Source organism: Tardiphaga robiniae, from assembly GCF_013359755.1.
Taxonomy (GTDB): domain Bacteria; phylum Pseudomonadota; class Alphaproteobacteria; order Rhizobiales; family Xanthobacteraceae; genus Tardiphaga; species Tardiphaga robiniae.
On sequence record NZ_JABMCJ010000089.1, the window covers coordinates 80,433 to 94,777 of the forward strand.

At 59.7% G+C, this 14,345-nt stretch carries 15 protein-coding genes; 13 read left to right on the forward strand and 2 right to left on the reverse strand.

Annotation, left to right across the window (positions count from 1 at the left end; genetic code table 11):
- The first annotated feature begins 135 nt into the window (after window positions 1-135).
- The 6 genes from HP556_RS19525 to HP556_RS19550 all read left to right on the forward strand — a co-directional run bounded on the left by HP556_RS19525 (window position 136) and on the right by HP556_RS19550 (window position 5,215).
- Window positions 136-1,041 carry an ABC transporter permease subunit gene (locus tag HP556_RS19525; RefSeq protein WP_175368205.1) on the forward strand — a complete coding sequence of 302 codons (906 nt, stop codon included), beginning with the start codon at window positions 136-138 and terminating at the stop codon, window positions 1,039-1,041.
- A complete protein-coding gene (locus HP556_RS19530) occupies window positions 1,038-2,057 on the forward strand; it encodes a branched-chain amino acid ABC transporter permease (protein ID WP_246297824.1) in 1,020 nt (339 codons plus the stop codon). The genes HP556_RS19525 and HP556_RS19530 overlap by 4 nt, the downstream gene beginning before the upstream one ends.
- A complete protein-coding gene (locus HP556_RS19535; protein WP_120288862.1) occupies window positions 2,057-2,824 on the forward strand; it encodes an ABC transporter ATP-binding protein in 768 nt (255 codons plus the stop codon). Before HP556_RS19530 ends, HP556_RS19535 begins: the two co-directional genes overlap by 1 nt.
- Window positions 2,824-3,537 carry an ABC transporter ATP-binding protein gene (locus HP556_RS19540; RefSeq protein WP_420878681.1) on the forward strand — a complete coding sequence of 238 codons (714 nt, stop codon included), beginning with the start codon at window positions 2,824-2,826 and terminating at the stop codon, window positions 3,535-3,537. Before HP556_RS19535 ends, HP556_RS19540 begins: the two co-directional genes overlap by 1 nt.
- Before the next feature lie 67 nt (window positions 3,538-3,604).
- Window positions 3,605-4,390, forward strand: a complete 786-nt coding sequence (locus HP556_RS19545; protein WP_175368207.1) for an SDR family NAD(P)-dependent oxidoreductase — start codon at window positions 3,605-3,607, stop codon at window positions 4,388-4,390.
- An 81-nt stretch (window positions 4,391-4,471) separates the two neighbouring features.
- Window positions 4,472-5,215, forward strand: a complete 744-nt coding sequence (locus HP556_RS19550) for an SDR family NAD(P)-dependent oxidoreductase (protein ID WP_175368208.1) — start codon at window positions 4,472-4,474, stop codon at window positions 5,213-5,215.
- 332 nt (window positions 5,216-5,547) lie between these two features.
- Here HP556_RS19550 and HP556_RS19555 read toward each other — a convergent pair whose 3' ends face one another.
- Complete coding sequence (locus HP556_RS19555) at window positions 5,548-6,360, reverse strand: SDR family NAD(P)-dependent oxidoreductase (RefSeq protein WP_175368209.1); 813 nt, start codon at window positions 6,358-6,360, stop codon at window positions 5,548-5,550.
- A gap of 32 nt (window positions 6,361-6,392) precedes the next feature.
- The gene (locus HP556_RS19560) at window positions 6,393-7,235 is read right to left on the reverse strand and encodes a MurR/RpiR family transcriptional regulator (protein ID WP_175368210.1); all 843 of its coding nucleotides are present in this window, start codon (window positions 7,233-7,235) and stop codon (window positions 6,393-6,395) included.
- A gap of 135 nt (window positions 7,236-7,370) precedes the next feature.
- Between HP556_RS19560 and HP556_RS19565 the strand changes: the two genes are divergently transcribed.
- From HP556_RS19565 to HP556_RS19595, 7 genes are all read left to right on the forward strand, one after another.
- On the forward strand, window positions 7,371-8,666 hold the full coding sequence (locus HP556_RS19565; RefSeq protein ID WP_175368211.1) for an ABC transporter substrate-binding protein: 1,296 nt from the start codon (window positions 7,371-7,373) through the stop codon (window positions 8,664-8,666).
- A 69-nt stretch (window positions 8,667-8,735) separates the two neighbouring features.
- Window positions 8,736-9,662, forward strand: a complete 927-nt coding sequence (locus HP556_RS19570) for a branched-chain amino acid ABC transporter permease (protein ID WP_175368212.1) — start codon at window positions 8,736-8,738, stop codon at window positions 9,660-9,662.
- Window position 9,663: 1 nt separating this feature from the next.
- Entirely contained in the window at window positions 9,664-10,677 is a 1,014-nt protein-coding gene (locus HP556_RS19575; RefSeq protein ID WP_175368213.1) for a branched-chain amino acid ABC transporter permease, read from the forward strand.
- A gap of 3 nt (window positions 10,678-10,680) precedes the next feature.
- Window positions 10,681-11,424, forward strand: a complete 744-nt coding sequence (locus tag HP556_RS19580) for an ABC transporter ATP-binding protein (RefSeq protein WP_175368214.1) — start codon at window positions 10,681-10,683, stop codon at window positions 11,422-11,424.
- Window positions 11,424-12,125 (forward strand): ABC transporter ATP-binding protein, encoded by a 702-nt coding sequence (locus HP556_RS19585; RefSeq protein ID WP_231077715.1) that lies wholly within the window; start codon window positions 11,424-11,426, stop codon window positions 12,123-12,125. The genes HP556_RS19580 and HP556_RS19585 overlap by 1 nt, the downstream gene beginning before the upstream one ends.
- The gene (locus tag HP556_RS19590; RefSeq protein ID WP_175368215.1) at window positions 12,122-12,739 is read left to right on the forward strand and encodes an ATP-binding cassette domain-containing protein; all 618 of its coding nucleotides are present in this window, start codon (window positions 12,122-12,124) and stop codon (window positions 12,737-12,739) included. Before HP556_RS19585 ends, HP556_RS19590 begins: the two co-directional genes overlap by 4 nt.
- Before the next feature lie 54 nt (window positions 12,740-12,793).
- Complete coding sequence (locus HP556_RS19595; protein ID WP_175368216.1) at window positions 12,794-14,236, forward strand: NAD-dependent succinate-semialdehyde dehydrogenase; 1,443 nt, start codon at window positions 12,794-12,796, stop codon at window positions 14,234-14,236.
- Window positions 14,237-14,345 lie beyond the last annotated feature (109 nt).

The following is a 14,345-nucleotide window of genomic DNA, read 5'->3' on the forward strand; positions in this document are numbered from 1 at the left end:
CATCGTCGCTAGATGACGTGGCCCGTCGCATGGTGACGGGCTCGGCCGCTCCGTCGCACATCCGGCCTGCCGTTCGCGTCGGCCGGAACAGGCTCGTTCAGACCATCGAAGGTCAGACCATCAAAGGACTGCGCTGTGAACCTCGAAGCCCTTGCATCCTGCCTGTCATCGTCAGCCTGCGCCGTGACGCAGATATCGACGGCGCTCATCATCGGCATGCTGCTGTTCATGGTGGCGTCCGGCCTGTCGCTGATCTTCGGCGTGCTCGGCGTCATCAATTTCGCCCATGGCGCATTCTATATGGCTGGCGCCTATATCGCCTTCTTCACCTATCAGGCGACATCGAGCTTTTTACTGGCATTCCTGGCCGGCGCGCTCGGGGCAGGCCTGATCGGGGTCATCTTTGAGCGGTTCATCATCAGCAAGGTGTATGGCAAGGACATCCTGATGCAGTTGCTGGTTTGCTACGCCATCATCCTGATCTTCGACGATCTGGTGAAGATCATTGCCGGCCCGGAATACAAGATGATGGGCATGCCCGACGTGTTCGCGCTTCCGCCGCTTGAATTCGCCGGCGGCTTCGTTCCGGCCTATTACGTCTTCATGATCGTCGCGAGCCTGTTGATCGGCGCGATGCTCTGGCTCGCAATCGAGAAGACCCGGATCGGCAAGATCATCCGCGCCCTCGCCATCAATCCGCAGATGGTCGGCGCACTCGGGATCAACACGACGCTGCTCTACGCGGCCGTGTTTGGCGTCGGCAGCATGCTGGCGGGTATCGCCGGCTCCCTCGCGGCGCCGACACGCACATTGACGCCGGGTATGGGTCTATCGATCCTGATCGAAAGCTTCATCGTCACCGTGATCGGCGGGATGGGATCGATTGTCGGCGCGCTGATCGCAGCGTTGCTCATCGGCTTCACGCGGGCCTTCGGAGCGATCGGCTTCCCGCTCTTCGTTGACGGGATCATGTTCGGCATGATGGCCGTCGTTCTGATCGTCAAGCCCAGCGGTCTGCTCGGCCGGGAGATCGCGCGATGATGAAAGCGGGGTTCCTGCGCGATCTGCTCTTTGCGGCTGCCGTGCTGATCGTTTTGATTGTCGTACCGTTCATCTTCACCAAGCCATCGCTGCGCGACTTCCTCATCTATGTGATGGCCTATGGCCTGCTGGCGATGTCGCTGAATCTCCTCGTGGGGCTCACGGGGCTGGTCTCGTTCGGGCATGCGGCCTTCTTCGTGTCCGGCGCCTATATGTTCGGTCTGCTGATGCAGTCCGGCCGCGTGTCGATCCCCGTTGCAATTCTCGTCACGGTGCTCGGCACTGCGGTGCTTGCGCTGGTGATCGGTGCGATCTGCGTGCGGCTCAAGGAAATCTATTTCTCCTTCATCACGCTGGCCTTCCAGATGTTCATCCACTCGATCATCCTGACATGGGTCAGCTTGACCGGCGGGGATCAGGGCTTGCGCGGCGGCATTCCGCGGCCCCCGTTCTTCGGCATCGATCTCAGCAGCGGCGTGTCGCTTTATATCTTCTCGGCTTGCGTCTTCGTCGTCTGTATCCTGATCATGCGTCAGGTCTGGCAGTCGCCGTTCGGCTACACGCTGCGCTTGATCCGCGACAATCCGAACCGGGCCAATTACCTCGGCGTCGATATCGTTCGCATGAAGCTCGGCGTGTTCATCCTGGCCGGTGCGATGGCCAGCGTTGCCGGCATCCTGCTGTCGCTGTTCGTCTCCGGCGCCTATCCGGAATTCGGCTTCTGGACGACCTCGGGCGAGGCCATCTTCATGATCATGCTCGGCGGCTCGCAACTGTTCGTCGGGCCGATCATCGGCGCCATCCTGCTGCGCCTGATCGAGCATTTCGTATCCATCTACACAGAATATCACGGCCTGGTGCTGGGCATCGTCATTCTGGCCATCGTGCTCGGTCTGCGGCAGGGCATCGCCGATTACATCGTCGAATTTCTGCAGCGACGCAAAGAGGCCAGGGCGGCTCCTGCCCAGGACGCTTCCGCCAAGGATGCCACCTTCGCCAAGGAGAGGATTGCCTGATGCTCTCGGTGCAGAACCTCGATAAACGCTTCGGCGGTGTTCACGCCACGCGCAATGTCTCGATCGATTTTCCCGACGGCTCGCTCACGGCGATCATCGGACCGAATGGCGCAGGCAAGACCACCTTCTTCAACCTGATCTCGGGCGCGTTCCGGCCGAATTCGGGGAAGGTCATTTTCGACGGTCAGGATATCGTTGGTAAATCGAGCCTTGAGGTCGTGCGGCTCGGCATGACGCGGGCGTTCCAGGTCGCCGAGATCTTCCCCAGCCTGACCGTCACCGAGGCGATCATGGCGACGGTGATCTCTCATTTGCGCAAGTCATGGACCTTTCTGCGGCGGTTTCCTGTCGCGGAAGCCAAGGCGCGGACGGAAGAGATCATCGAACTGCTCGGGCTCGCGGACAAGGCGGGGACGCTCTCGCGCAATCTCTCCCATGGCGACCAGAAGCTGCTCGATATCGGCCTTGCGCTCGCCATGGAGCCAAAGGTGCTGCTGCTCGACGAGCCGACCGCGGGCATGGGGCCGGACGAGCGCTGGCGCATGATCGGCAAGGTGCAGCATCTGTGGCAGGTCAAGAAGATGACGGTGCTGTTCATCGAGCATGACATGGATATCGTCTTCAAGATCGCCCAGAAAATCCATGTGCTGAAATACGGCGCCGTGCTCGCGCAGGGCACGGCCAACGAGATCCGGCGCAATCAGGATGTCATCGACGCCTATCTCGGTGCCGATCACCATCTCTCCGCAGCAGTGGGAGAGGCATGATGACCGACCCGTTCCTCCATGTCGAAGCGGCAGACGTCTATTACGGTGCCAGCCAGATCCTGTTCGGCGTCGATCTCGCGGTCGAGCAGGGGCAAACCATGGCGCTGCTCGGCCGTAACGGCGCCGGCAAGTCGACGACGTTCAAGATGATCGCCGGCCTCGCGCCGCCACGCCGCGGCAAGGTTGCTCTTGCAGGTCAAGGGCTGGCCGGTCGACCGTCCTACAGGATCGCGCGCGCGGGGATCGGCTATGTTCCGGAGAACCGGCAGGTGTTCCCTGACCATACGGTCGATGACAATCTCATCGTCGCCGCCAAGAAGGGGCCGCGCGGCGACCATCACTGGAATCGCGAGCGCATCTATGAGGTGTTTCCGATCCTCGCCTCGATGAAGGACCGCCTGGCCGGCCGGCTGTCGGGTGGCGAGCAGCAGATGCTGACCATCGCCCGCACGCTGATGGGCAATCCCGCTGTGTTGTTGCTCGACGAGCCCAGTGAGGGCCTCGCGCCAATCATCGTCCAGGCCATCGGCGAACTTATCAAGACGCTGCGCGGCATGGGCGTCACCATTCTGCTGGCCGAACAGAACATGCATTTCTGCCTGGGTATCGCGACCCATGCCACGGTGATCGACAAGGGCCAGATCGTGTATCGCGCGACCATAGATGAACTCAGGCACAACGAGAACATCAAGCAACGCTATCTTGCGGTCTAGCGCCGTCGCCATCGTCAAACGCGCAGCTTTGCTGCGTGCAACAAGAAACGGACAACGGGAGTGCAGGATGAAGCGAGACGAGGGGCGCGGCCGCATCGCCGTGGTGACGGGCGGAGCAAGCGGAATCGGCCTAGCCACAGCCGGTATCTTGATCGAGCGCGGATGGCGCGTCGTCATTTCCGACATCAATGCGAAGGCCAATCAGGAATCTGCAGCGAAGATCCGCGCCGATTCAGTGCCGTTCGACGTGACTGATGAACAAGCGACCGAAACGGCTTTCGCGGATATCGAGGCGCGGCTGGGGCCGATCGAGGCGCTGTTCGCCAATGCCGGCGTGATCCAGTCCGGCGGCCGCGCGGAGAACCTGCCGCTCGCCGAATTCGACAAGGTGATCGCCGCAAATCTGCGCGGCGTCTACGTGTCCTGCCTCGCGGCCGGCAAGCGGATGGTCACGCGCGGCCGCGGAGGCATCGTGATCACCGGCTCGGTCACCGCGTCGCGCACAGCGCCGTTACACGCCTATGCGCCCTCAAAGGCTGCGGCCGTTCATATGGCGGCGTGCCTCGCGGCCGATTGGGGCCGTTCGGGTGTGCGCGTCAACGCGGTGTCGCCGGGCTATGTGGGAACGCCACCGGTGCTCGCCAACATCGAACGCGGGACGCGCGATCCGAAACTGCTGATCGAAGGCTCCGCGCTGGGACGCATGGTCGATCCGGAAGAAATCGGACGCGGCGTCGCGTTTCTACTGTCCGACGATGCGTCGGCGGTCACCGGGATCAATCTTCCGATCGATGCCGGCTGGCTCGCGAGTTCGCATCTGACGACCTATGGCGGCGTGCCGCCGGCGCGCTGATCGCCGTTACGTCAACCGAATTGAACACCGTATCCTGCGTGGGTTTGCAGAGGTGTGGCATCACAAACGGGAATTATCGTCATGCCGTCTTCTGAAAAATCCCCATTCGATCTCACCGGACAGCGCATTGTGATCGCGGGCGCGGCCGGCGGCATCGGCAGCGCCACGGCGAAGCTATGCGCACAGCAAGGCGCGACGCTTGTGCTGGTCGATATCGCGGGAAAAGATCGCATCCGCGAACGCGTCGGTGCCGAGCTTGCGGACCGCTCTGACATTCACAGCCTCGATACTGGCTCGCGCGCGGACGTCACCGCGCTCGCGAAGCAGACGGGCTCCGTCTATGGACTGATCGATACCGCAGCGATCGCGCCGCATGACGACTGGATGGCGGAAGACTGGGACGAGTCGCTTGATCGCGTCATTCGCGCCAATGTGAAGGGGCCGATCAATCTAACCCGCGCCTTCCTGCCCGGCATGATGGAGGCGGGCGAAGGCCGCATTGTGCTATGCGGATCGGTCGCCGGCTGGATGGGCGGCCTGCGCACCGGGCCGCATTATGCCTTTGCCAAAGGCGGCATCCATTCCTTCGTGCGCTGGCTGGCGAGCAAGGCCGCACCGCGCAACGTCCTCGTGAACGGCATTGCGCCGGGGCCGGTAGAGACCGCGATGACCGAGGGCAAAGGCTATGACACATCGCTCTATCCGTTGAAGCGCATGGCCAAGCCGGAAGAGATCGCCGCCACCGCGGTGTTCTTATGCGGCGCTGGCAGTGGTTACGCCTCCGGTGCGATTTTCGATATTAACGGGGCGACCCACTTCCATTGACTGCTGCGGGCGCTGATCGCCTGCAGGACGCGGCGGATCTGCGCGCTGCGCCACCCACGATAACGCTGGGCCTGGCGTGTCACCGAGAAGATAGGGCGGCACGCATTGTTCGCCGCAATAGGTGCGGTCACATCCCCCGATCCGTCGGCTTGCGAGACAAAGGGATGTCACTTATTCGCTTGCAAGGTCTATGTCCGCTCCTGGCGCAAAGCGGACTCCTGTGAAAAAGGTGCCGCAGGTTTCGTGGCGAAGTTGCGCAGCGGCTTGCAACTAATACCGAACTGATTGCGGTTCCTGCATTCCCGATGGTCACCTAGCTGAGAGTTTGAGGCTCATGCCGGCCAGAGCTGGCCGCCGCCGTCGACGCGAATGACCTGCCCCGATACGAACGCTCCCATAGGTCCGGCAAATAACTCAATGACGCGCGCAACCTCGTCTATGGTGGCAATCCGGTCGAGCGACCCTTCCTGGATCAGCCGCGCCGGATCGACGGTACGTGTTGCCATAAACCGCTCCGTGCGTGTGTCGCCTGGGGCGATCGTGTTGACGGTGACATCATAGGTCCGCATCTGGTCGGCGAGACACCGCGTAAAATGCATCGCGCCGGCTTTTGCCGTTGCGTAGATCGATGCATTTGTGCGCCCTTTGAATGCCGCAACCGAGCCGATGTTGATAATGCGCCCGCGGCGTCGGTCCATCATGCCTCGCGCCACCTGCTGGCAGACGAAGATTGTGCTCAGAAGATTACGGTCGATAACGGCTCGCACATCTTCTGCCTTGATATTCACGACATCGTTCGGGTTTGGCTTCCCGCCTGCAGCCGCGATATCGCCGCCGGCATTGTGCACGAGGATATCGATGGGCCCGAGATTGGCCTCGGTGACTTGAATGACCCGCGCGATGTCTTCTGATTGCGTAAGATCGCCGAGAACCTTGAAAGTGCGGACGCCATGTTTGTCCGCTATCGATCGCGCGACATCCGTAAGCGTTTCGGTGCCACCAAATTCGGAAGGGCCGTGCTCGCGCATGCCATGAATCGCAGTATGGCAACCGAGGGCCGCGAGACGTTCGGCAAAGGCGCGGCCAAGCCCGCGACCTGCGCCTGTGATGAGTGCGACCTGGCCTTCCAGCATGCGAGCGGACATGACTTCATCCTGTCAGTTAGTGAGAGTTATCTTCAGTCGAGTGTAAGCGTGAGACCGACGGCTAGTGTCTGGGCGAGACACATGGGAGCAACCATCGTACGGAGTGCGGCTTCCGGCATATCCGGAATTTCGAAAACGACGCTGGCACCTTCGACAATCGGGCTGAGCAAGCTGTCCGTGATCGAAATGACAGGCAAGCGGCGGGCTACGAGTTCTGGAAACAGTCGTGCTGTGTCGGGATTGTAGACCCTGAAACTGATGGCAACGAGCGCATCGGCGGGTGTCGCCGAGGCTGCCTGGTCGCCAAGCGCGCTGCCAAGCCCGTCGAGAATAACAACGCGGCGCCCGAGTTTGCGCAAAACATAGGTCAGATGAGCTGCGACCGGGAAAGAGCCGCCGAGGCCCAGGACGTAGATCGTCTCTGCGGCGCCAAGCAGTTCGATTGCGCGCGCAAGATCTACCTGCCTTACGCGGTCCTGCAGGCTTTCGAGCGAGACCATGCCTTCTGACGCGAAGCGGGTCAGAACCGCCTGCGGATTGTTCGCATCCTGGAAGCGGCCATCGCGTCGCAGCCCCGTGATGCGCTCCTTGTAGCTCGGCGGCACGCTGGCGACGAGCCTTGAACGGAACACCTGTTGCAATTCCGTGAAGCCGCCATAGCCCAATGCGCGTGCAAATCTCACAATGGCGGATGGCTGCACCTTCGCACGCTGTGCGACTTCCGCGACGGTCCCGAGCGCCATCTCGGTGGGATGCTCGAGTGCAAACTCCGCGATCACGCGAAGACGATCTGAAAAATCCGGATGTTGGCGCGCGATCTCGTGACGGAGGTTTTCATAAGTGCCGTGCTGGAGGGCGCTGGCTTTAGTGGGCATGCGGTTGGCTCGTATTTGCGGTCATCGATTTCTCTGACTTGTATATTCTACTTTACATAGTTCGTGGAATGTTTATTCTAAGTCCATACAATGCGCGGACATCAATAAAAGAGCCGCCGAGTCCAGGAGGAAACAATGAAGCGACGTAGCGATACGTCCGGGTTGTCCCGGCGTGCCCTCGTGAAGGGCGGCTTGCTGTCTGCCACAGCGACATTTTTCGGTCCATGGCAACACACACGTGTTCTGGCGCAGGGAGAAAAGAAGCCAATCAAGTTGGGGCTCACCTGTGATGCCAGCGGCCAATACGGCAATAGCGGGCAGGACGATATGCGCGGCATCCGCCTCGCAATTGATGAATTCAACGCAAAAGGCGGCGTGCTCGGTCGCAAGATCGAATGGACGACGGCCGACACCGAAACCAACGCGGCGACAGGTACACGCATCGCGGAGCGTTTCATCACGCAGGAGCAGTGTGGCTTTCTGATAGGCGCTGTGCATTCGGGCGTCGCCAATGCCATCACGCAAGTCGCAAATAAATATGGCACCATCTATTTCAACACCAACTCGTCGGCGCCAAGTGAAGCAGGCGAGAACTGCTCGCGCATCAAATTCGTCTGGGATGGGAACGGGACCAATTTTTCCAAGGCCGCTGTCCAGAACGCGGTTCAGAAGATTGGCAAGAAGTGGCTGCTGCTGACCAACGACTATGTATGGGGGCACACGACATCGGCCGCGACCAAAGCCGAGGTCGAGAAGGCTGGCGGGCAGATCATCGATAATCTGCTGATCCCGCAGAACACCCGCGATTTCACTTCGTATCTCCTCAAGGTGCAGCAGGCCAAGCCTGATGTGGTCGCGATGGCGGTTGGCGGCGATGATATGAAGGCGCTACGTCAGCAGATCAGCGCGCTGAAGCTGGAAGAGAAAACAGCATGGGTTAACAATCAGCAGGATTGGCCTGATATCTGGGGCGCGGAGGATACGCTGTTCGGCGTCTTCGGCACCAATTGGTATCATCTTTTGCCGCTACCCGGCGTTGCTGAATTCGTCAAGCGCTGGCAAACGACATATCCGCAGTCGCCCATTCCGGTGCCGGGGAATGTCTCTTACAACGGTTACATCGCGACACGCGAATTGCTGCGCGCCATCGAGCGCGCCGGTACGACCAGCAATCATGCTGTGATCAAGCAGTTGGAAGGGCACAAGATGCTCGCTGCCGACCGCATGCAGCATTTCGATGCGTATATCGATCCCGTGACGCATCAAGTGCAGCAGACGATTTATCTTGCCCGCCGCAATGCAAAACCCGTCGACAAGACGGATCTGTATGAGGTCATCAGCTGGACCAAGCCCGAAACGGCGGTGGACGATGCCTCATTGGAAAAATGCAAAATGAAGGCGATCGCCGACGTTCCAGTCTTCGACACATAAAGCTTACGCATGAGCGCCCGGAACATTCTCCGGGTGCTCATGCTCGCTCATTGGAATAGATGAACGCTTATGTCGCTTCTCAATCTCCTTCCGCATTTGCTGAACGGTATAGCGCTCGGCTTGCTTTTTTCTTTGATTGCACTTGGCTTCATGCTGATCCTCGGACTGATGGAGCAGATCAATCTTGCTCATGGCTCGTTGTTCGCTCTCGGGGCGTATTTTGCCTACGCCATTTGTGGGGCGAAACTGCCGTTGCCGCCGGATGTCCTGATCGCGTGGGCGGGTGTGCCGCTTGGCTTGCGGTTTGCCACAGCAGTTGTAGTCGCCCCGATCCTGGTTGCGCCCTTTGGTCTTGTGCTTGAGCGACTGATGCGCCGCACCTATGGGCGCGATCCGCTCTATGGGCTTCTGCTCACCTTTGGTGTTGCCATGGTGCTGGAGGAGTTGATCCGCGTGGTATGGGGCACGCGCGACTACATGATGCCGGTGCCGCGTGACATGTCCGGCGGCTTTATCATGCTCGATCTGATCTGGTCGACCTATCGTTTCTGGGCTGCCGGCATGGCGATCGTGGCCATGGGAGCCGTCTGGTTCATCGTCGAACGCACGCGCTTCGGTGCGATGGTCAAGGCAGGCGCCCATGACAGCGAAATCGTCCAGGCGCTCGGCATCGATCTGACACGACTGCGGGTTTGGGTGTTCGTCCTTGGCACGATGCTGGCGGCGTTCGCCGGTGTGATCATGGCACCGCTTTGGGGAATCCGGCCGCATATGGGAGTCGATGCCGTTGTGCCGGCATTTCTCATCATCGTGCTCGGTGGCGTCGGAAGTTTCTGGGGGGCCGCGTTGGGCGGGCTCCTGGTCGGCATGGTGGTCGGATTGTCCGGTGCCTATGCCTCCGAATGGTCGATGCTGTCCATGTATCTGTTGCTGATTGTTGTCGTGACGTTCCGCGCACGGGGTCTGTTCGGCAAGAAAAGTGTGTTGGAGGCTTGATATGGCAGCAGCCCGTACGGTCCCCAGCTTCACGCCTGCGATGCTTGTTACATGGATCCTGTTTGCAACCGTTCCGTTCTGGATCGAGCGGGTCGGTCTCTATCAATATCTCGGGGTCGAGATCCTGATTTTTGCGCTCTATGCGCTGGCCTACAATCTGGTCCTGGGTCATGCGGGATTGCCGTCATTCGGGCATGGCGCATTTTTCGGGATTGGTGCCTACGCATTCGGTCTGGCGCAATCAAACATCGCGCCGAACCTGTGGGTCTGTCTTGCGGTTGCTGCATTTGCGGCCGCAATCGCAGGTGCCTTTGTGGCGCTCTTCATCTCGCACAGGCGAGGCATCTATTACGCATTGATGACCATCGCTTTCGGGCAAATCTTCTGGTTCATCGCGATCAAGGCGCATCGCATAACCGGCGGCGAAGATGGCTTGCTCAAAATCGAGAGGCTGCCCGCCTCGCTTGGCATCACGACGTTTAATCTCGGCAGCAACATCGCGCTGTATTACTTCGTGCTCGCAGTCTTCGCTGTCGTCTCGTTCCTGCTGTGGCGGCTCGTGCATTCCCCGTTTGGGCGGGTGGTGAAGGCCATAAAGCAGAACGAAATACGTGCTCGTTTCGTTGGCTACGACGTCTGGCGCTACAAGGCGGCAGTCCTGGTTGTATCTACGACCTTATCCGGACTCGCGGGCGGATTATTCGCGATGGCACAGACTTCCGCCTTCCCGGACGTGATGAGCCTGCACTATTCCGGCTACGTCGTCATGATGACACTGGTGGGCGGCGGGCTTGTCTCGTTCTGGGGCCCCGTCATTGGTGCCGTGGCCTTCTTTCTTGCACGCGACGTCATCGGATCATTCACCACGGGGTGGATGCTGTGGTTCGGCCTGTCGTTTGTTGTCTTGGTACTTTTCAAGCCGGAGGGGATCGCCGGCATATTTGCCGGCGTCATGAAGGGACGAGACAAGATCGTTCCGCGCCCTGCCGCCGCTCCGCAATCGCAGGCGAGGTGAGCCATGCCACTGTTTGAAGCCAAAGATCTGCATCTGCGATTCGGCGATCGCGTTGTGCTTGAGAGCGTCTCGCTTGCATTTGAAGCCGGCCAGTTGTCCGGCATCATGGGACCGAACGGCGCCGGCAAGACGACCTGTTTCAACGTGCTGACCGGCCGCTACAAGCCCAATCGCGGACAGGTATTGTGGCAGGGAGACGACATCACCGGGAAAAGTCCCCAGGATATCGCACGCCTCGGCATCGCACGGTCGTTCCAGCTGATGAACCTGTTCGACGAGTTCACGGTATTCGAGAACATAGCCATTGCGCTTCCGGGCACGCGCCGGCGTGGGCATGACATGATTGCTCAGGCATATGCCGACACCGCGCTGGTCGACGAAGCTCACAGCATTCTCGAAAAGGTGGGTCTTGCAGGACGCGCCAACGATGAAGCCAAGTCGCTCTCCTATGGCGCACGCCGCGCGCTCGAAATCGGCGTCGCGCTGGCCTGTCGTCCAAAGCTGCTTTTTCTCGATGAACCGACTGCGGGTCTGGGTAGCGACGGGCGCGCGCGACTTACCGATCTCATCCTTCAGCTCAAAGGCGACCTGACCATCGTTGTCATCGAACATGACATGGAATTCCTCTTCTCGCTGGCCGATGAGATATCCGTCATTCATTGGGGGCAGGTGATCGCGCGCGGCGCGCCGGCCGCACTCAAGACGAACCCATGGGTCGAGGCTTCCAACCTGGGGCGGCTCAACTGATGCTCGATGTATCCAGTATCGATTCTTTCTACGGCGAGACGCAGGCGCTGTTTTCGGTCTCGTTGTCCGTACGCGCAGGCGAGGTGCTTGCCCTGCTCGGCGCTAACGGCGCTGGCAAAACCACGGTGCTCCGCTCCATCCTCGGTCTCACGCGCGCGCGCCGGGGTGACATCCGTTTTCAGGGAAAGTCGATCGCAGCAAGCGCGACGCATCATATAGCATGCGCCGGAATTGGCTGGGTGCCGGACGACCGTCGCCTCTGTCCGACACTCACCGTCGCGAAAAATCTGTCGTTAGGCGAAAAGCGCACGAACTTTCGAGGATGGTCTCTCGGAGAAGTCACCGAGATTTTCACACCGCTCAAATATCTGATGACGCGCGAGGCCGAGACTTTGTCCGGCGGCGAGATGCAGATGGTGGCCATTGCCCGCGCGTTGCTCGGTTCACCCGGCCTCGTGCTGTTCGACGAGCCAAGCCAGGGCCTTGCACCGAAAATCGTCGATGACGTGATGGCTGTCATCCGGCGCCTCAGGCAGGCGGGCATTGCCAGTATCGTGGTCGAACAGAATGCCGATGTCGCATTGAGCGTTGCCGATCGGGTTGTTGTGCTGTCGCAGGGGCATGTTGCCTGGGCGGGGGACGCGGCGGCACTGACTGCAGATCTCAGCCTCAAGCGCAAGCTTCTGGGAGGGCTGTCATGAGCGATACGCCGCTACTTGCGCTGGAAGGCGTGATCAAGATCTATCGCCGCGGCTTGCTCGACCGGGAGCCCGCATTTCAACTGCACGTGGATCGTGCTTTCATGCAGCCCGAGATCGTGGGCGTCATGGGGCCAAACGGCGCCGGCAAGACGACGCTATTCGAGATGATCGCGGGATCGAACGTGCCGTCGGAAGGGCGCGTGATGGTTGCCGGTCAGGACATGCAGAGGGTTCGCTATCTTCAGCGTGATCGTCTGGCCATTCATTACCATCAATCCTATCAAGTCCGTCAGTTCAGAAAGACGAGACCGTCCTTCACGATGGAGCAGGCTGCAAGCGCCTATCCGCTCGTTCATCTGTTCGATGAACCGCAGTTCAATACCCAGGATGGCTATATCGGATTCATGCTGGATTTCTTCCGCAAGCTGCGCACTGAGAATCGGCTCGTTTTCATCTGCCTGCATCCGACGGCGACGTTTCAGCTGACGATCCTCAAGGAGATCTGCGAGCGTTTCCTGTTCGTCAGCGGCGGAGCGGTCACTAACTATGCTCATTTTGATGACCTCACCAGCCAGCCCGATGTCCGCCAATATCTTGGTGTGCTGGCCCCCTGAATAGACTCGCAACTCAATTCACGACAAACCGAAATCTGGAACAGGATTCAATCCATGCAGCGACAATATCTCGATACGCTCCCGCACTATATCAATGGCGCATGGGTCCAACCAACTTCGGGCGATTACCAGGATGTGATGAATCCATCCACGAATACGCCCATCGGCAAACTCGGGCATGCGTCAAAGGCCGATCTCGACAAGGCGATCGCGGCTGCTCAATCCGGCTTCAATACCTGGCGACGCGTCTCCGCCTTCGAGCGCAGCAAGATCCTGCGCAAGGCTGCCGATCTGGTGCGCGCGCGGGTCGAGCAGATCGCCACCATTCTCACCTTTGAGCAAGGCAAGCTCCTGGCCGAGGCGAAGCTCGAAGTCATGGGCTCGGCCGACGTCATCGAATGGTTCGCCGAGGAAGGTCGCCGCGCCTATGGCCGCATCATTCCGGCGCGCGCCGACGGCGTCCGCAACATGGTGCTGATGGAGCCTGTCGGTCCGGTGGCGGGCTTCTCGCCCTGGAATTTTCCGGTGTTACAGGCTGCTCGGAAAATCTCCGGTGCGCTTGCCGCCGGTTGCTCGATCATCATCAAATGCCCGGAGGAAACGCCGGGTTCGCCAATCGAGTTCGTAAAATGCTTCGAAGAGGCCGGTGTGCCCGCCGGTGTGATCAATCTGGTTTACGGCGTTCCGGCCGTGATCTCGGAATATCTCATCAGCTCACCGGCGATCCGCAAGATATCGTTCACGGGATCTGTCCCGGTCGGCAAGCATCTGGCCTCGCTTGCCGGACAGCATATGAAGCGCTCGACCATGGAGCTTGGCGGCCACGCGCCCGTGCTAGTTTTTGACGATGTCGAGACCGATGGCATTGCTACACTTCTGGCCGGCATGAAATATCGCAACGCGGGCCAGGTCTGTGTTTCGCCAACGCGGTTCTTTGTTCAGGAGAGGTCCTACGACAAGTTTGTTGCCAAATTCACGGACCTTGCGCGCGGTATCACAGTCGGAGACGGGTTTGATCCCAACAGCAAAATGGGACCGCTTGCCAATCCGCGGCGGGTCAATGCGATGGAAACCACTCTGCTCGATGCCCAGGAGAAGGGTGCTAAAGTCGAAACGGGTGGCAAGCGCATTGGCAATGCGGGCAACTTCTTCGAGCCGACTGTACTGACGAATGTCCCCGCTCATGCGCGAATTATGCACGAGGAGCCATTTGGCCCGATCGCGGTGATGCTACGTTTCAAGGATGCCGATGAAGTGCTGGAGCGCGCCAATAGTCTGCCGTTCGGTCTTGCGAGCTATGCCTTTACCAAGGATGCGAAGACTGTAACCAAGGTGTCCGATGGACTCGACCACGGAATGGTATCTATCAATCATTTTGGTATCGCGCTTCCGGAAACGCCATTTGGTGGCGTAAAAGAGTCAGGTTACGGGCACGAGGGAGGTATTGAGGGGCTTAATGCTTACTTGAGTACAAAATTCGTGAGCCATCTCGGTTGAGTTTGGCAGCTAGTCTCTCATGAAACCGTGGACGCAATTCTTCGTTCTGGATGCGGGTGTAGGGGAAAGTATCGACGCGTCGACAGTTCCCTTTGTAGATCGCTTTTGA